The sequence below is a fragment of the Salirhabdus salicampi genome (assembly GCF_024259515.1).
In the GTDB taxonomy this organism is placed as follows: Bacteria; Bacillota; Bacilli; order Bacillales; family Alkalibacillaceae; genus Salirhabdus_A; species Salirhabdus_A salicampi.
Genome location: NZ_JANBWE010000001.1, coordinates 350,545 through 367,759, shown reverse-complemented (window position 1 = coordinate 367,759; position 17,215 = coordinate 350,545). Strand labels below are relative to the sequence as shown.

The following is a 17,215-nucleotide window of genomic DNA, read 5'->3' as shown; positions in this document are numbered from 1 at the left end:
CCATCCCTCTAACGTGTTATATGAGTAAACGCTCCATATCTTCGGCATAATCGACGGTAAAACGTAGATTTTCTCCTGTAAAAGGGTGGGGAAACGTTAACTCGTGACAATGAAGTGCTTGCCTTCCGATTAATTCTACTGATCCACCATATAAATCGTCTCCTAACAAAGGATGACCAATATGTGCAAAGTGGATTCGAATCTGGTGCGTTCGCCCTGTTTCTAATTGAACTTTTAATATCGAAAAAGTACGTTCCTCCTTTACAAGTTCATAATGCGTAGTCGCTTCTTGTCCATCTTGACGAACTTCTCGTTCGATAATAGATGTAGGTTTACGACCGATAGGGAGATGAATAGTTCCCTGCTTCTGTAACAAATGTCCGGAAACAAATGCCATATAGGTACGTTTTACTTGGCACTTTTTTTGGGATTCTGCTAGGATGGCATGACTTACACGATGCTTTGCAATTAACATTAGGCCAGAAGTATTTTTATCAAGCCTAGTGACGATATGAACAGTATATGATAATCCTAACTTTTCGTAGTGATGAATTAACCCATTGGCAATGGTAGCACCTCTGTAATGGTTCGATGGAATTACAGGTATACCTGCCTCCTTGTTCATAACAATAATGTCATCATCTTCGTATACAATATTAAGTGGGACAGGAATTGGCTCAAGATTTCTTCCCTTTTTCTCCTCCGGAAATATTACTTCTATGATATCCCCTTGATTGACTGTTTCACGGACGGTTACATCTTGCCCATTCCGTAGGATTCGTCCCTCTTCTTTCACTGCTTTTAATATTCGACGTGAAAATGCTCGTACGGACATTAAATAATCCCGTACGAGCATTCCGTGTTGTTCCTTTTTAATACTCCATTTCATAATGGCACCTTCTATCTCTCACGTTGTTCACCTGCGATAAAGGACTCATGGACTCTTTTCCAAAATGGAAACGGTCGAAAACGAGCAAACCTAACTTTTTCACGTGCAACACGACATTGTATGGTTTTTACATCTTTATATGTTTTCGTAAAATGGTCCACAGTAATAAAAAAACTACGATCATTCAACGGCTTCAATACACAAGTATGATGCTTCGGTAATATGAGTGGGGATCCCACTGTACGAAACACCCGATTATTGATGGATGCCATTTCTGTAATTTGGATTGATTCTAAGGACGGGTGAATAATTGCCCCACCTAACGCTTTGTTATATGCCGTACTGCCAGATGGAGTAGAGATACATAATCCATCTCCACGGAACGTTTCAAAATGCTCTCCTTTAATTTCTAAATCTAATACGACTGATCCCTCTGGTGTTTTGACTGAGGTTTCATTTAACGCAATATGTCGCTCTTCTTCTCCACCGTTTTTCGGTTGGATGACAATCTCAAGAAGTGGATACTCAACAACTTGAAACGGCGTCTTCGCAATCTCGATAATCAGTTTTTCCAATTCCTTTGGCATCCAATCGGCATAAAATCCTAGATGCCCAGTATGAACACCTATGAAAGCTGTCTTGTTTAATCTATGAACATAAGAATGGAACGCATGTAATAACGTACCATCCCCCCCTACAGATATAACAAGATCTGGTTCAATTTCATCATATTCCAAATCAAACTCACATAAATAGTTTTTCATCTTCGTACGAATGTCATTAGAAGTAATATCACCTTTAGATAAAATTGCGAACCTCATCTTACCCTTCCCCTCTTTTGCGAAAATCAATCCAATTGCTAATTTGTATCCTGTTTCTTTTTAAAGATTCGTTGCGCTTCTTGTATCTCACTACGAATTTTGGACATTTCCTCATCAAGCTGAAACGCCGCTTCAGCTGCTCTGCGTAACCTACTTTCAATATTTCGCGGAATTTGGCCAGAATATTTATAGTTGAGGGAATGTTCATTTGTGGCCCAAAAATTCATCGCCAATGTCCTAATTTGTATTTCAGCTGTCAGCTTCTTTTCTCCGTGTATCGTTTCAACGGGATATTCAATAATCACGTGGTATGAACGATATCCACTTTCCTTTTTACGTGTTATATAATCCTTTTCTTCTATAATGTTAAAATCATTACGATGTTTCAACATATCTACAACTGAGTATATATCACCAACAAATTGACACACAACCCTTAACCCTGCAATATCTTGAATTTCATTTTCAATTTGATTAGAGGGAATATTTTTTCGGTTCGCCTTTTCCATAATACTCCTGATTGGTTTAACCCGACCTGTTACAAATTCAATGGGTGAGTGTTGGGATTCATGCTCAAACTGTGATCTCATTCCTTTAAGTTTTACTTTTAATTCGTTGACGGCTTGTCTATATGGTGCCAATAATATCTCCCAATTCAAATGCAATCCCACCTATTCTTTCATTCCGTTTCACATATGGTACGTCTAGGGTTCACTAACTTATTGTACCATAAATATTGGTAAGGGCTAACCTTTGCATTCAACTATAAGACTGTACATAATAAGGGATAAGTGTTCCAAAAAGGGGGCAACACCATGGAAGAAGAAATAGAAATAGAATTTAAAAACTTATTAACAAAAACGGAATATGAAATACTGTTGAAACACCTTAATATGTCAGGTGAAAGTGGAAAAAAACAAATGAATTACTATTTTGAAACCGATGAGTTCGATTTAAAGCAAGCGGGTAGCGCACTTCGTATCCGGGAGAAGCTAGGGACATATACATGTACGCTAAAACAACCACACGCCAAAGGGTTATTAGAAACACATGCCCAACTGACGAAGGAGGAATTATTCAATTGGAAGAAGGGGAACATACAACTTCCACATCCAATTGAGGAAAAATTAAAGCAACTTCAAATTCCCATTCATAAATTGAAATATAGAGGTCAGTTAGAGACTGAACGAATTGAAAAGAATTGGAACAATTGTACCGTCGTTTTCGATATTAGTCGTTACAATGGAAATGTGGACTATGAATTAGAGGTAGAGGCTAACAGTTATCAAGAAGGCAAACGTATCTTTCAACGACTACTTAACGAAGTGCATATACCGGAAAGGAAGACTCCAAATAAAATTGAACGTTTTTTTCATACAGTAGACTAAACAGAACATTTGCCGATAAATACAGGCGTTGCTAAAATAAAAGAAATTAAAAAAGAAGGGTAGAGTATTGTATGAATGATATGAGTGATACGATTTATGATGGAATTGGTGGCTTGGAAACCATTAAAAAACTTGTCGAAGCATTTTATGTAAGGGTCGCTCAACATCCTGATTTAGCCCCGATTTTCCCAGAAGATTTAACAGAAACCGCCCGCAAACAAACTCAATTTTTAAGTCAATTTTTCGGTGGTCCTCCTTTATATATTCAGGAACATGGACACCCGATGTTACGGGCACGGCATTTACCCTTTGAGATTACTCCTACCCGACGTGATGCTTGGTTGCATTGTATGATAGAGGCAATAGATGAAACAGATATTCAAGAGCCCTATCGCAATGCCATGATTGAACGGTTAACAATGACTGCTAACCATATGATGAATACTCCAGAAGATCGGAAAGGAGAATCCCTGTGACACAGAAAGGTACTGGGCATACAAACAACACGAACATAGACAGTCAATCCCAGTATGGTTTTTTTAACATGTTAAAAAAACCTGTTGAAGTATATGTATTCGTTGATCCTTTATGTGCGGACTGTTGGGCAATGGAACCGATCTTAAAAAAGTTAATTATTGAATATGGCCGCTTCTTTAAAATAAGACCCATTATTAGTGGCAAAATGTCTTTTCTATGTGCGGAAAATAAGCAAAAATTTGCAAAAGAATGGAATAAAACAGCGAGTAGAACTGGCATGAGCTGTGATAATGATATTTGGATAGATACACCAATTTCCTCTCCTTGGCTTACTTCATTAGCAGTAAAAGCTGCAGAACTGCAAGGTGGGAAAGCAGGGACACGGTATTTAAGGAAAGTAAGAGAATATTTATTCGCTGATAAACAAAATATTACAGAAGAGCACGTATTATTAAAATGTGCTGAGGAAACACATCTAGATATGGAAGAGTTTAAACAAGATTTAAAATCTGATGCCGCAAAACGTGCTCTTCAATGTGATTTAAAGTTAACAAAAGAAATGGAAGTAGAGTACTTGCCAACCATTGTTTTCTTTAATGAAAGTGAAGATGAGGAAGGGATAAAAATATCAGGGCTTTATTCATATGATGTCTATGTATCTGTTTTACATGAAATATTACGTAAATCCCCCCGTCCTGCTGTTAAGCCAACCTTAGAGGAATTTCTTCGCCATTTTAAATTCGTTGCAACAAAAGAAGTATCAACCGTATTTGATTGGACATTAGAAAAAGCGGAAAAGGAAATGAAAAAACTACAGTTAAAACGACAAGTAGATAAAGTTCCTGTAAAATACGGAACGTTTTGGCGTTATAAAGAAGAATATTAAAAAAAGGTGCTACTCCGATTGAGTTAGCACCTTTTTTATTTAATTGAAGGATGAAAGGGAGTTGTCATCCTTCATATCGTTTATAAAACGACAAAGGGGGATGGGAGAAAGTTATCTTCACAGCCGAACAAAGGGGCTTTGTCCAAGGGTGTGAATTTCCCTTCGGCTAATAATATAGCATCATCAAATGTTAGAATCAATATAGATTGTGATGAATTCACAAAACTGTCACAGACTAAATCAATAGCATGTTTTATCACTATCAGCCATATGCTTGTAACAAAAAGAAGTGAGGTGAACACACAATGCGGAAACCCTTCCCATATTTTTTATTTTTGTTATTTATTGGGGCAGTCATTGTAAATATACTAGGATTAATGAACGTTTATCCCCGTTATATCACCTTACCTTTATTATTTGTAACATCCTACATGCTCATTTACAGTTTTTTTTATCGAAGAGCATTTCGCGGTTTTAGAAGGCGTTTTTAAAAAAGCAGTCACCCAATCGCTTTGGGGACTGCTTTTCATTTATTCTGTAATTAATTGTTCAAATTCATTTAACTTTTCTTCAAATACATCCAGTGCTGCTAAAATTGGTTGTTTCGATGTCATATCTACTCCTGCACGTTTTAACACTTCAATTGGGTAATCACTACTACCGGCCTTCAAGAAATCGATAAACCGATTTACAGCAGGTTCTCCCTCGTCTAAAATTTGAGCTGCTAGTGCTGTTGCTGCTGAATATCCTGTCGCATACTGATACACATAATAATTGTAATAGAAATGAGGAATACGGGCCCACTCTAAACCAATTTTTTCATCAACAACGATGTCATCTCCAAAATAACGTTTATTTAGATCATAATAAAGCTCTGTCATTTTCTCAGCGGTAAGGGCCTCACCTTTTTGGGCGCGTACATGAATATCATGTTCGAATTCCGCAAACATCGTTTGACGGAATACAGTGCCACGGAAACCCTCGAGGAAGTGATTCAATAGATATAGCTTTTCCTGTTTATCATTGGTTTCCTTTAATAAGTAATCGTTTAAGATTGCTTCATTACTTGTTGAAGCAACTTCAGCAACAAAAATGGAGTAATTACCATAACGGAACGGCTGGTTTTTTCTCGTATAATAACTATGAACTGAATGTCCAAATTCATGGGCCAATGTGAATAGATTATTAATGTTATCCTGCCAGTTCATTAAAATGTACGGGTTCGTCCCGTATACTCCAGATGAGTATGCACCGCTTCGTTTTCCCTTATTCTCGTCAATATCTACCCAACGGTTGTTTAGCCCTTCTTCAACAATGTTTACATATTCAGACCCTAAAGGCTGCAAACCTTTCAGTAAGGTTTCTTTCGCCTCATCATACGTAACCTTCATGTCAACATCTTTCACTAATGGGACGTACAAATCATACATGTGCAACTCATCTAGACCTAGAACCTTTTTCCGCAACTTTACGTATTTGTGTAAAAGTGGCAATTTTTCATTAACTGCTTCTACGAGATTATCATAAACCGTTTCAGGAATATTGTTTGACCCTAATGCAGCTTCTCGCGCAGACTTATATTTACGTGCTTTTGCAAAAAAATTGTCCTTTTTAATAGCACCACTTAGTGTAGATGAAAACGTGTTCTTATACTTACCAAATGTATCGTACATCGCATTGAATGCTGCTTCCCTTACACTACGGTCTTGTGATTCTAGAAAGCGTATATAACGTCCATGTGTTAAATCAATTTCCTCACCGTTTTCATCCTTTACAGAAGGGAAATCAATATCAGCATTGTTTAACATGCCGAAGGTTTGAGCAGGGTTTGCCGTTACTTCTGATACTTCAGCCAGTAACTCCTCCTCATTCTCACTTAAAATATGAGAACGTTGACGCAATGTATTTTGAATATAATGCTCGTAAACTTTTAGTTCCTCATCCTCATCTAAATATCGTTGAACTTTTTCATCACTTAATGTTAGTATTTCCGGAACAATGAAACTCATAGCACTTGAAGCTTGTGTTAGTAAATTTTCTGCCCTTGTATTCAACTCTTGATAGAATGAATTTGTTGTATCTTGGTCATATCGCATATGTGCATATGTAAATAACTTCCCCAGCCTCGCGGAGATTTCATCTTGTAATTTTAGTAAAGATAATAAAGTATCGGCAGATTCTGTCACCTTGCCTTGATATTCTGAAATTTTTGGGTATAGTGCTTTGACTTCTTCAAATTCTGTTTCCCAGTCTTTATCTGTAGGAAATATATCCTCTAATTTCCATGTTCTTTCTTCTGGTATTTCGTTACGGTTTGGTAATTGCTTCCCATTTGACACAGTGAATTCCTCCTTCTATTCATACACTTTCTTTCAATTCTTGAAAAAATGCAAATATCCTGCCTTCCATCTTATTATATTGCAGTAATATTCATAAATGTTTATAGGATTTAACATGAACGGGAACAGCATGACGGTGAAGAAAACTTAGTACCTGCAGAATTTTTTCAACAAGGGTCAATAGAACCAAAAACCTAGTTCTTTATACCCAATAAATTATTTCTCAAAAATAAATCATCTTTTACTTTACCATTTCTTGTATTTTACGTTATTATATAGGTAATATATCATAGGACAATTTTACTCGAGGTGATTAACCATGGAGAATCGAAAATTTTCTAGATTAACATTATCGAATAATAGATCTCAACTTCGCTTGGAACAAATTCCAAACAAAGCAACCAACATATCTGTTAAGGACATTAGTCTAAACGGGTTACGATTCATATCAAATTTAAATTTACCAACCAATTCTAATTTTAAGTACCACATTGATTTTTCATTTAATGGACCCGAATTTGCCCTTAAAGGAAATATTGTTTGGCAAAAACAAACACATAATGGGTTTGAATATGGGTTTCAAATTGATACTTTTCCAATTGAGTATTATCATGCTCTTGAGAATTACTTATATGAATCACAACCACTTGCCATGAGCAATTAATACATAACTATACTTGAAGTCTCTGCAATATAAGTGCATCTTGTCGCAAGGCTTCCTCTAACAATTCGTATAAGTGAATGTTATCTACTTTCATAAATGTGTACTTTCCAACAGTTTCGATAATGCCCAAATGTTGTAACAATAACAAGTACTCGTATATTGGTTCTTTGTCATCATGATAAAAGGGAATATTCCGATACATAATCCACCTTTCTACATACTCCAAACATTGGTTATAGGTAAAAGTTTCTCCAATTTCCTGGTCTTTTATGAATCCGATGCAAAGGAATGCTTGCCAAATATAGAGGGGTGTTTCAATTTTATAATGACTGCTTATCGGTACGTTAATATATGCGGGTAACTGTTGAGGATGAAAACCTTTCTCGTATAGCCAATTCCGAAATATCTGTTCCTGCCTAGACAGCCTTTTAGGAACAGTCAAGCGGAACATTTTCTTAATTTCGAACCATTTATTTATGAAAGACGATTTCATATTTTCAATATTTTGAAACCAATGGGCAAAAGTGAATCTATGCAAAGGTTGTATACGGGCACTCCCGTATACTTTTCTTTTATATGGGTAAGGTTCGTCAAAAAGAAGGCACCGTTTTACATTTGGGCAATAACTAAGCAATCTTGGAGAAATGGATTCCTTTGATAGTTTTTGAAAAAACAACCACTCGAAGCGTTGCATTATTATATGGTCACTTTTATATGATATACGCCTCATACCAATCAACCATATCGGATGAATACCAATTGATAAATATTGCCTTGATCTATTCACTATGACTTCCCCAGGGATAGTGGAACATTGAAATTCAATAGCATAGTATTTGTTTTCCCACTTCACCAGCAAATCCGGCCTTTGCTTTATTCGTCTAATATAATATTCTAACTTTACGAAAATCCCCTGCTGTTGAAACCAATAATACAAATCTCTTTTTCCATTCTCATGATATTTTCCTTCACCCCCTTCTACATGATGTCGACAGCGTTTATTCGGTTTATGGGAAAAATGGGGAGTAACATAATTTCCGGTCTTTAAAATGACCGGATCACCACAATCGGGACATGAAAATGTTTTTTCTCTCATCCCTTTTATCTCCTCATTATTATAATGAAGTAGACATACTTTTCTTCCTTCACGATCATAAGCACTAAACAACGGAATACCTCCTTCTAAAACAACATTTTTTATATTAAGGATATGATGTTTTGAAACGTGAAAAAAAAGAGTATTTATGTAAAATAACGACTGTATTAATAGTTATCTTTAAAATTCCGTTGTACAAACTTTATCATTTCATATAAAAAAAATGAGAAAGGATATTTTCCATAAAAAAACTAGGAACTTTATTGTCAGTTCCTAGTTCTTATAATAGGGGTGAGGATAACCTTGATAATGACTCTAAAACACGTTGATGGAATGGCCGTTGTTTAAACTCTTCATAAAAGATCTCGGTGGAATGGTTAATATCATTTAAAAAGTCATGCACTAATCTTTCTGTACTACTGGTTCTATATAAAAAGGCATTCGCTTCAAAGTTTAAATGAAAACTTCTCATATCCATATTAGACGTTCCAATTGAAGCCAGCTCCTCATCAACTATCAGGACTTTGCTATGTAAAAACCCTTCATTATAACGATACACCTTTACACCGGCTTCCAGAAGCTCTGGATAATAAGATTGAGATGCGTAATATACTATATGTTTATCAGGGCGATTTGGTACAAGCAATCTCACATCAATCCCACTTAAAGCTGCAACTTTTAAGGCCGATAAAATGTCGTCATCAGGTATAAAATAAGGTGATGCGATGTAAATGGACTTTTTCGCTGAGACCATCATTGAGAAAAACAACATTTTAATTGTTTCCCACTGACTATCAGGACCACCTGCAATAAGTTGAACTCCACCCGATTCTTCATTAACGTACTCAGGAGACAAATAGGCTTGCTTCAACAAAGCGTTTCCCGTCATGTAATACCAATCTCGTAAAAAAATCAATTGTAAACTACGGACTGCTTCTCCCCTTAAAAATAAATGGGTATCACGCCAATTTCCATAATATTGATTACGCCCTATATATTCATCTCCTATATTCAACCCACCAATAAATCCTACTTTTCCATCAATAACGATAATTTTACGATGATTACGGAAATTCACTTTATTACTGAAGAAAGGTAACTTTACTGGTGAGAATGGGATAAATTGAACACCTGCTTTTTGCATTTCTCCTTTAAAGTTATTGGAGAGACGCCAACTACCTACGGCATCGTAGAGGAATCGAACTTCGACTCCACTTTTCGCTTTTTCAATTAGGATATCTTTAATTTCATTCCCAATGTTATCGTCTCGAACGATATAGTATTCGAGGTGGATATGTTGCTCGGCCGTCTTTAAATGATTCATAATTTCAGGAAAAGCTTGATTTCCGTTTGTTAATACTTTTGTTTCAGTATGAATAGAGATTGGGGAATTCCCCATGTTTTGTGCAAGTTGAAATAATGTTTTCTTGTTCTCTCCCAAATTTAGTAGTTCTTCATTTTTAATAAATCGTTTGCCTTCTACTTTCTTAAATGCAATCTCGTCTAGTTCTGCTTTTTCTTCAAACATTTTCTTCTTTCGATAATTCCGACCAAACAGTAAATAAAAAAAGAAACCGACCACTGGAAATGCGGCTAACACTAACAGCCAATTTAACGTTTGCCGGGGGTTTCGATTCTCTAGAAAAATTAGAAATGAAATTAAAATCGCAGAAATTGTGATAAATACTGAAAAGGAAGTAAGGAGCCAACCTTCCCAAAGTGATTGTGTGAAAAGCGTTAACGCAATCACAATGGATAAAAACAGTAATATTTGTATACGTTTAAACATTCTTTATACCATCCTTATATGTGTCCTTATGTAGACTATAATAACATCTTACTGTAAAAATGCTTAATATAAATAACAAACGGAAAATATTATTACTTTACCCATCACCATAATAAAAAACCCTTGTCATTCTGCGACAAGGGTTAAGAATACAGATATTGTTTACAACTTTGAAAAGTATTCTTTTATACGGTTTATTGCATTTTCGCCAAAAATCTCATTTCCGTATTCTTCTAAACGGTGGATTGTTACATGGCTATCCTCACCATACTCATATAATTGGCTTAGCACATCTTCAACCTCGTCATCATTTAACATTCCATCAAAAGAAACATATAGGAAATAGTGATTCTCAAAATGATACAAACGATTTTCAATATCAGTTGAATCAATCATAGCATGACTTAATTGAATGACATCTTCAATATCTCCGAACTTAATGATAAAGGAGAATTGTTGTGGTTCATCAGCTTCTTCATCGTTATCTTCTAGGCCTTCTTCAAGGTTTTGTTCAAGTAAAGAGTCCACTTTTTCATCGACTTGCATATCAATTAACTTACCATCATCAGTTGGCAATTCAATTTTTTGTCCATCTTTTGTTAAGTGAGCCTTTGTCACTACAATTTCTAAACCCTTATCCATTGCTTGTACTTGAATCCAAAGAGGTCCATCTACATTAAACTCCTCTTGCTCGTTCACTTCATCCATCATTTCCCAAAAAAGTTGTTCGCTTTTTTCACGGTTATACCATATTTCATCCCGATCAAAACCTCTGTCTTCGATATCTATATAAGAAATATAAAACTTTAAGGTATTCTCATTAATACGCTCTATTTCCATCTTTACCTCTCCCTTCTTACCAAATGAAATATTATTTGAAGGGATCTTAACCCTTTTTCATCTTTCTACTAACGGTTTACCCAGAAATCTCCTTCGTTAATCATCAAGGGTTTATCCTACTTAATATTATTTTATGATACAACATGACTATTTGAAAACAGAAATGCTTTAAATTAGCGAAATTAGTGAAACACACCATTCTTGACTTTTCTTAACCTATAATCTATATTTGTAAAAGTCTGATAAAATGTTTATTTAATGACTAATTAATAATACATTTTAATACATTTTTTAGTTTTTGTCACGGATTATAGGGGAGGATTCACCGATGGATTTTTTAGACTTAGAAATCATAAAAGCTATTTTAATTATCATTGGGATTGATATTGTTTTAGGTGGTGACAATGCCATTGTTATTGCGTTAGCGAGTCGGAATTTACCTGAAAAACAAAGGAATAAGGCCATTTTATGGGGGACAGCCTTCGCAATAGGTGTTCGAGTTATTCTTACTGCAGTTGCCCTTTATTTATTACAAATCCCGTTCCTAAAATTAGTAGGTGGACTTTTACTCATTTACATAGCGGTTAAATTACTGGCCGATGATGAGGCAGATCCGAATATCCAGCCAAAAGATAATTTATTATCGGCAATTAAAACAATTGTTTTTGCTGACATTGTAATGGGATTTGATAACGTTCTTGCGATTGCAGGAGCTTCACATGGGAACATTTGGTTAGTTGTAATGGGACTATTGGTATCTGTTCCCATTATTATATGGGGAAGTAAGCTAATATTACATTTTATGGAGAAGTACCCCATCATCGTGTATATCGGTGCCAGTATTTTAGCCTACACAGCAGCGGAGATGATACTCGGTGAGGAACGTTTACATCATTTTTATGATCAGTACCATTTCACTCACTATTTACTACCTATTATTACAATTCTATTTGTTATCGTTGTTGGGAAGCTATTAAAAGAAAAGCCAGTTTCATAGAGAAATTAAATTAAAAGACTCCGCAAAATATGCGGAGTCTTTTAATTTACAAGACGTTGTGCTTCTTGTAAATGAAATGACCGTACTTTTCTTGGCAAGAAACGACGGATTTCATCTTCGTTATACCCAACTTGTAGTCTTTTATCGTCTACTATAATAGGTCGACGCAAAAGCCCAGGGTTTTCCTGTATGAGTTGAATTAAATCTTTAAGAGGCATTTGCTCGAGATTAACATTTAATTTTTGAAAGACTTTAGAACGTGTAGATATAATTTCATCAGTTCCGTCTTCAGTCATTCTCAAAATTTCTTTTATTTCGTCAGCTGTTAATGGCTCTGAGAATATGTTACGTTCGTTAAATGTTATATCATGGTCTTCCAACCACGCTCGTGCTTTACGACAAGACGTACAGCTCGGTGATGTAAATAAAGTAACCATGTTTTTCACTCCTTTAAAAGGAATATTGTAGCCTAATATTATACATTTAAACACCTTTTACATTAAAATAACTTTAATTAAGGTTTGATATAATTATACTACATTTTACGAATTAACGGTAGATATTATTTTGAAATCTTACTAATTTGTTCAAAATTTCTCATACTATGAAGATATACCCGTATTATGTAATGTTCAAACCTAAAAAGCCAGACATTCTCGCCTGGCTTGTTCTACTTTTCAGGTTTTTCAATGTTATCTAAAATATCATTGTCACGGTCCTCATCTAATGTTAATACTTCATCAACTGGTTGATAGGATTTTCCGTATAGTTCTTTATCCTTATAGGTATGAATGTCTTCATACATTTTCTTCATTTTCTCATATATATCTTCTTCTGTCTCATGTTCTGGTGACCAATACAATATTTCCATCTCATTTAATTTATTGGTCGCCAAAGACCTTCTTGTATAGCCAATTGATTGTGCATGTTCAAAGCCTTCACGCTTATAAAAAACTAGTCGTTTCTCCGTGTCGCTATCCTCGTAATCCACCGGTTCAACCTCTAAGATTATAGGTTTTCCTTTTGCCTTTAGCTTTTCTAAGAGTTTATGGCCAATACCTTGACCCCTTGCTTCTGTTGATACCCATACATAATCAATAAAAATAAATGTATTAAATTCAGCATACATTAGGACGTGATGTGGTCCTTCATCTTTATGATATACGTCTCCTTTTTCTTTTAAAAGCATTTCCATATGCTCTCTTGATTTCATTTCTTCTACTGGAAAATACTGATTTAATTTCTCGTACCAATTCATTGATCTACTCCTTCATTGGTTTTTACCATTTTATTATAACGAATTCATTACATGATGTTAAACCGATTTCATAAATAAAACTTTTTCTATGAAAACACTTCAAATATGGATAAACATGGCATACAATGAAAAAAGAATGGTGAGGAGGCGTTTGATATGGCGCAATTTTTCTTACAACTAGCAGTTTTTGGTACTGTTGTTATCATTTTAACTGCTTTTTTACCCATCATCTTGCAAGGTATCGGAGAGCATTTGATTGGTCGGAAAGAACGTCACCAATTTTCGTCCCGTTCCAAAAGCATTCAAGACAATTGGAAGTCGGTAGGAGGCAAATAACAAAACGATCCGGTCATTTAGCCGGATCGTTTTGTTTTAATCTAAAGGTGTATAGTCTACATTTTTCGTATATTTATTATTTGGGTTCCAAAGTAAAAACTCATAAATTCCATTTTCATTTAACGCTTTAATTTGAGCTTCTACTTCCTCTTTGCCATATCTTTTTACAGGTTCGTTATAGTATAACCAAGGCGCTGAGAAATCTTGAATCCAAGGTCTTGACGTTGGTGGGTTTTCTAACTCACCAAGGCGCTCATTTTCAACTTTCGCATACTCAGTAATGAGTCGATATGGTTCCTTATCAGGAAAGGAAATTCCGAAATACGGTGTCCAATGGCTTGGATAAATCATTGAAGAAATGACATCTACATTTTCCGATATTTTGGTGAAGTTCTGCCCTATTCCAGGTGCCTCTGGAATCGTTGCAGAATATCCAAATATATCTACAGAAACGTCGACGCCATACGGTTCTAATTTATCCTTTGCATAGGCAACAAAGTCGGTTACTGCTTGAACCCGTTTTTGTACATTATCCAAATCAGCATCTGCATAATCACCTTGGGAATATTGCAGTTCTTCATCTCTCCGTTCAAAACCTTCAGGGAAGCGTACATAGTCAAATTGAATATCCTTAAATCCTAACTTTGCCGCCATTATTGCAATCTCTACATTGTAGTCCCAAACATCTTTAATAAACGGATTAACAAACGCCTCATCACGATTATTCTTCCATACTTTACCATCTTTTACAAATGACCATTCGGGACGACTTTCAGCAAGCAAGGAATCTTTAAAGACAACAACACGTGCAATTGGGTAGATACCTTCCTCCTCTAAACGCTCTAACATTGCTCTAGGATCCCTAATATAACCTTGTGCAAACTCATAATATGGTGAGTCTTCATCAGGTTTAAAAGTTAAATTACCATAATCCTCTTTCACGTCGATTACCATCGAATTCAAGTCTGTTTCCTTTACAAAGTTAATTAAATCGTTAAAGCGGTTAATTCCCGCTGATGGTCCTGTTACATATATTCCTCTTACGTACTCGGGATAGTCAAATTTCAGTCCAGTGTCATAAACAAAGCGAGGGATTGGAGTTGGCAGTTGTCGCTTTTCCAAGGCCAGCTTAGATGTTTTGTGTAAATGAACTGTCAAGTTTTCATCTTCGTTTGCAATAGCAGTATTGCTATGTAGAATTACAGTGGAAAAAACAATACATACAATGATAAACGCCCAATATCTTTGATGTCTTTTCTGCACTTTGATCAGTCTCCCCTATTTGTTTTATATCTCTATTATATTAAATAAGTATCATTTTTTGTTGGCTTTTATTAAAATTTCTTAATTTGATTCATTTTATGCATTTATTAAAAATAAACCTCATCAATACATTCCTGCATGATGAGGTTTATTCTCTAATTATTTTCTAATTCTCTTTTATATTGGGCAAATTCCTTAGAAGTACATAGCACATAATGCTCTGGACGGATCTCTCTCCATTCCGGTTCCTCACTTGTATCATGAATAGAAGGATCGTATGCAACACGCTTACGATTTCTTTCATAGTCAGGGTCTGGTAACGGAATAGCAGAAAGTAACGATTTTGTATAAGGATGAACTGGGTTTTTATATAATTCGTCACTGGAAGCTAATTCAACCATTTTACCGAAGTACATAACCCCAATCCGATCACTAATATACTTAACCATTGATAAGTCATGGGCGATAAATAAATACGTAAGACCGTGTTCCTCTTGTAGTTCCTTTAATAAGTTAACTACTTGGGCTTGAATCGACACGTCTAATGCAGAGATTGGTTCATCAGCAATGATAAACTCCGGATCTACAGCTAATGCTCGGGCGATTCCGATTCTTTGACGTTGTCCTCCACTAAATTCATGGGGATAACGGCTCGCGTGTTCTTTATTCAACCCAACTGTCTCCAACAGTTGGTGGACTCGTTTTTTACGATCTTCTTTTGACGGAGATAAACCATGAATATCGAGACCTTCAGCAATTATATCTTCAACCGTCATACGAGGGTTTAAAGATGCATAAGGGTCCTGGAAGATCATTTGCATATTTTGGTTAAATTCCTTTAATTCAGATTTAGATTTTTTCCCATGGACATCTTTACCTTTAAATTTAACCTCACCATCTGTAGCGTCATATAAACGAATGATCGTACGTCCTGTTGTGGACTTTCCACATCCAGATTCACCAACTAATCCAAATGTTTCCCCTTTGTAAATATCAAATGTAATGCCGTCTACTGCCTTAATAACATTTTTCCGTCCAGTTTTAAAATGCTGTTTTAAGTTTTTAACTTCGAGCAATTTTTCCTGACTCATGATTCATCACCTTTCTCTACAGTAAGATCAGGTGTAGTTCCTGTTTTCGCAAATCCTTTCATCCGATGTTTTACAGCTTCCGGTGGTTCTACCTTCGGTGCATTTTCATGTAATAACCACGTAGCAGCATAATGGGTGTCTGATACTTTAAACATCGGTGGCTCCATCTCTTCATCGATTTTCAGAGCATAAGGATTTCGAGCTGCAAAGGCATCACCTTTAGGAGGATTTGTTAAGTCAGGAGGAGTTCCTGGGATTGCAACCAACTTATCTTCTTGATTATCAAGAGTTGGCATAGATCCTAATAATCCCCACGTATAAGGATGCTTCGGATTATAAAATATTTCATCAACAGTTCCAATCTCTACTATTTTTCCTGCATACATTACAGCTACACGGTCTGCAACGTTCGCAACTACACCTAAATCATGGGTAATGAAAATAATAGATGATTCTGTTTTCTTTTGAATATCTTTCATCAATTCTAATATCTGTGCTTGAATTGTTACATCAAGCGCAGTGGTTGGCTCATCCGCAATTAATACCTTCGGATTACACGCAAGTGCTATCGCTACTACAACACGTTGTCTCATTCCACCAGAAAATTGGTGAGGATATTGATTTATTCTCAATGCAGGCTCAGGAATTCCAACAAGTTCGAGTAGTTCAATCGCACGCTCTTTAGCTTCGGTACGACTCATTTTTTGGTGTTTTATTAAACCTTCCATAATTTGTGTACCAATTTTCATCGTTGGATTTAAGGATGTCATTGGGTCTTGGAAGATCATAGACATATCTTTACCACGAACACGTTGCATTTCTTTTTCTTTTAATTTTGCCAAATCTTTTCCTTCAAAGAGAATTTGACCATCTTTAATTCGTCCAGGAGGGTTAGGAATAAGACGCATTAAAGCTTTTGTTGTTACAGATTTCCCTGAACCTGATTCACCAACAATTGCAAGCGTTTCTCCTTTGTGTAAATCAAAACTCACACCTCTTACAGCTTTAACTTCTCCACCGTAAGTATCGAAGGAAACGTGTAAGTCTTTCACTTCTAATAATTTTTTCATATTTTCACCTA

The 17,215-nt window shown here is 35.7% G+C and carries 19 protein-coding genes; 7 read left to right on the top strand and 12 right to left on the bottom strand.

Translation table 11 applies throughout. From position 1 onward, the window contains the following. Positions 1-16: 16 nt before the first annotated feature. Genes NLW78_RS01970 through yjbM form a run of 3 tightly spaced genes read right to left on the bottom strand, consistent with a single transcriptional unit; the run spans position 17 to position 2,369 of the window. Complete coding sequence (locus NLW78_RS01970) at positions 17-889, bottom strand: RluA family pseudouridine synthase (RefSeq protein WP_254494835.1); 873 nt, start codon at positions 887-889, stop codon at positions 17-19. Positions 890-900: 11 nt separating this feature from the next. Further along, complete coding sequence (locus NLW78_RS01965; RefSeq protein ID WP_254494833.1) at positions 901-1,710, bottom strand: NAD kinase; 810 nt, start codon at positions 1,708-1,710, stop codon at positions 901-903. A 38-nt stretch (positions 1,711-1,748) separates the two neighbouring features. After that, positions 1,749-2,369, bottom strand: coding sequence for a GTP diphosphokinase (gene yjbM / locus NLW78_RS01960; protein ID WP_254494824.1), 621 nt, complete (start codon positions 2,367-2,369; stop codon positions 1,749-1,751). 156 nt (positions 2,370-2,525) lie between these two features. Between yjbM and NLW78_RS01955 the strand changes: the two genes are divergently transcribed. The 4 genes from NLW78_RS01955 (at position 2,526) to NLW78_RS15725 (ending at position 4,952) form a co-directional block, all read left to right on the top strand. Then, entirely contained in the window at positions 2,526-3,098 is a 573-nt protein-coding gene (locus NLW78_RS01955; RefSeq protein ID WP_254494822.1) for a CYTH domain-containing protein, read from the top strand. 71 nt (positions 3,099-3,169) lie between these two features. Further along, positions 3,170-3,574 carry a globin domain-containing protein gene (locus NLW78_RS01950; protein ID WP_254494820.1) on the top strand — a complete coding sequence of 135 codons (405 nt, stop codon included), beginning with the start codon at positions 3,170-3,172 and terminating at the stop codon, positions 3,572-3,574. Next, positions 3,571-4,461 (top strand): ClpXP adapter SpxH family protein, encoded by an 891-nt coding sequence (locus NLW78_RS01945; protein ID WP_367617648.1) that lies wholly within the window; start codon positions 3,571-3,573, stop codon positions 4,459-4,461. Before NLW78_RS01950 ends, NLW78_RS01945 begins: the two co-directional genes overlap by 4 nt. A gap of 305 nt (positions 4,462-4,766) precedes the next feature. Then, positions 4,767-4,952 carry a hypothetical protein gene (locus NLW78_RS15725; RefSeq protein ID WP_496197727.1) on the top strand — a complete coding sequence of 62 codons (186 nt, stop codon included), beginning with the start codon at positions 4,767-4,769 and terminating at the stop codon, positions 4,950-4,952. Positions 4,953-4,991: 39 nt separating this feature from the next. Here NLW78_RS15725 and pepF read toward each other — a convergent pair whose 3' ends face one another. Beyond that, positions 4,992-6,800: an oligoendopeptidase F gene (gene pepF / locus NLW78_RS01940; RefSeq protein WP_254494818.1), complete on the bottom strand. Its 1,809-nt coding sequence runs from the start codon at positions 6,798-6,800 to the stop codon at positions 4,992-4,994. A gap of 319 nt (positions 6,801-7,119) precedes the next feature. Here pepF and NLW78_RS01935 point away from each other — a divergent pair, with 319 nt between their 5' ends. After that, positions 7,120-7,464 (top strand): PilZ domain-containing protein, encoded by a 345-nt coding sequence (locus NLW78_RS01935; protein ID WP_254494815.1) that lies wholly within the window; start codon positions 7,120-7,122, stop codon positions 7,462-7,464. 7 nt (positions 7,465-7,471) lie between these two features. On the opposite strand, the gene NLW78_RS01930 is transcribed toward NLW78_RS01935, so the two are convergent. The 3 genes from NLW78_RS01930 to mecA all read right to left on the bottom strand — a co-directional run bounded on the left by NLW78_RS01930 (position 7,472) and on the right by mecA (position 11,189). Continuing rightward, entirely contained in the window at positions 7,472-8,632 is a 1,161-nt protein-coding gene (locus tag NLW78_RS01930; RefSeq protein WP_254494811.1) for a competence protein CoiA, read from the bottom strand. A gap of 208 nt (positions 8,633-8,840) precedes the next feature. Further along, positions 8,841-10,349, bottom strand: coding sequence for a cardiolipin synthase (cls, locus tag NLW78_RS01925; protein WP_254494809.1), 1,509 nt, complete (start codon positions 10,347-10,349; stop codon positions 8,841-8,843). A gap of 162 nt (positions 10,350-10,511) precedes the next feature. Then, positions 10,512-11,189: an adaptor protein MecA gene (mecA, locus tag NLW78_RS01920; RefSeq protein ID WP_254494807.1), complete on the bottom strand. Its 678-nt coding sequence runs from the start codon at positions 11,187-11,189 to the stop codon at positions 10,512-10,514. A 328-nt stretch (positions 11,190-11,517) separates the two neighbouring features. Here mecA and NLW78_RS01915 point away from each other — a divergent pair, with 328 nt between their 5' ends. Continuing rightward, a complete protein-coding gene (locus tag NLW78_RS01915) occupies positions 11,518-12,186 on the top strand; it encodes a TerC family protein (protein WP_254494805.1) in 669 nt (222 codons plus the stop codon). A 41-nt stretch (positions 12,187-12,227) separates the two neighbouring features. Here the strand turns inward: NLW78_RS01915 and spxA are convergent, their stop codons facing one another. Then, positions 12,228-12,623 (bottom strand): transcriptional regulator SpxA, encoded by a 396-nt coding sequence (gene spxA, locus NLW78_RS01910; protein WP_254494802.1) that lies wholly within the window; start codon positions 12,621-12,623, stop codon positions 12,228-12,230. Positions 12,624-12,856: 233 nt separating this feature from the next. After that, positions 12,857-13,444 (bottom strand): GNAT family N-acetyltransferase, encoded by a 588-nt coding sequence (locus tag NLW78_RS01905; RefSeq protein ID WP_254494800.1) that lies wholly within the window; start codon positions 13,442-13,444, stop codon positions 12,857-12,859. A 156-nt stretch (positions 13,445-13,600) separates the two neighbouring features. Here NLW78_RS01905 and NLW78_RS01900 point away from each other — a divergent pair, with 156 nt between their 5' ends. Further along, complete coding sequence (locus NLW78_RS01900) at positions 13,601-13,780, top strand: hypothetical protein (RefSeq protein ID WP_254494798.1); 180 nt, start codon at positions 13,601-13,603, stop codon at positions 13,778-13,780. A 36-nt stretch (positions 13,781-13,816) separates the two neighbouring features. Here NLW78_RS01900 and NLW78_RS01895 read toward each other — a convergent pair whose 3' ends face one another. The 3 genes from NLW78_RS01895 to NLW78_RS01885 all read right to left on the bottom strand — a co-directional run bounded on the left by NLW78_RS01895 (position 13,817) and on the right by NLW78_RS01885 (position 17,204). Continuing rightward, positions 13,817-15,043: a putative glycoside hydrolase gene (locus NLW78_RS01895; RefSeq protein ID WP_254494796.1), complete on the bottom strand. Its 1,227-nt coding sequence runs from the start codon at positions 15,041-15,043 to the stop codon at positions 13,817-13,819. Positions 15,044-15,198: 155 nt separating this feature from the next. After that, positions 15,199-16,134: an ABC transporter ATP-binding protein gene (locus tag NLW78_RS01890; protein WP_254494771.1), complete on the bottom strand. Its 936-nt coding sequence runs from the start codon at positions 16,132-16,134 to the stop codon at positions 15,199-15,201. Next, complete coding sequence (locus tag NLW78_RS01885; RefSeq protein WP_254494767.1) at positions 16,131-17,204, bottom strand: ABC transporter ATP-binding protein; 1,074 nt, start codon at positions 17,202-17,204, stop codon at positions 16,131-16,133. Before NLW78_RS01885 ends, NLW78_RS01890 begins: the two co-directional genes overlap by 4 nt. Positions 17,205-17,215: the final 11 nt, after the last annotated feature.

Excerpts from the sequence above, each read along its gene's own strand:
- NLW78_RS15725 (WP_496197727.1), top strand. The coding sequence starts at position 4,767 with ATGCGGAAACCCTTCCCATATTTTTTATTTTTGTTATTTATTGGGGCA.
- NLW78_RS01935 (WP_254494815.1), top strand. The coding sequence starts at position 7,120 with ATGGAGAATCGAAAATTTTCTAGATTAACATTATCGAATAATAGATCT.
- NLW78_RS01955 (WP_254494822.1), top strand. The coding sequence starts at position 2,526 with ATGGAAGAAGAAATAGAAATAGAATTTAAAAACTTATTAACAAAAACG.
- NLW78_RS01900 (WP_254494798.1), top strand. The coding sequence starts at position 13,601 with ATGGCGCAATTTTTCTTACAACTAGCAGTTTTTGGTACTGTTGTTATC.
- NLW78_RS01950 (WP_254494820.1), top strand. The coding sequence starts at position 3,170 with ATGAATGATATGAGTGATACGATTTATGATGGAATTGGTGGCTTGGAA.
- cls (WP_254494809.1), bottom strand. The coding sequence starts at position 10,349 with ATGTTTAAACGTATACAAATATTACTGTTTTTATCCATTGTGATTGCG.
- spxA (WP_254494802.1), bottom strand. The coding sequence starts at position 12,623 with ATGGTTACTTTATTTACATCACCGAGCTGTACGTCTTGTCGTAAAGCA.
- NLW78_RS01890 (WP_254494771.1), bottom strand. The coding sequence starts at position 16,134 with ATGAGTCAGGAAAAATTGCTCGAAGTTAAAAACTTAAAACAGCATTTT.
- mecA (WP_254494807.1), bottom strand. The coding sequence starts at position 11,189 with ATGGAAATAGAGCGTATTAATGAGAATACCTTAAAGTTTTATATTTCT.
- NLW78_RS01965 (WP_254494833.1), bottom strand. The coding sequence starts at position 1,710 with ATGAGGTTCGCAATTTTATCTAAAGGTGATATTACTTCTAATGACATT.
- NLW78_RS01915 (WP_254494805.1), top strand. The coding sequence starts at position 11,518 with ATGGATTTTTTAGACTTAGAAATCATAAAAGCTATTTTAATTATCATT.
- NLW78_RS01970 (WP_254494835.1), bottom strand. The coding sequence starts at position 889 with ATGAAATGGAGTATTAAAAAGGAACAACACGGAATGCTCGTACGGGAT.
- NLW78_RS01905 (WP_254494800.1), bottom strand. The coding sequence starts at position 13,444 with ATGAATTGGTACGAGAAATTAAATCAGTATTTTCCAGTAGAAGAAATG.
- NLW78_RS01885 (WP_254494767.1), bottom strand. The coding sequence starts at position 17,204 with ATGAAAAAATTATTAGAAGTGAAAGACTTACACGTTTCCTTCGATACT.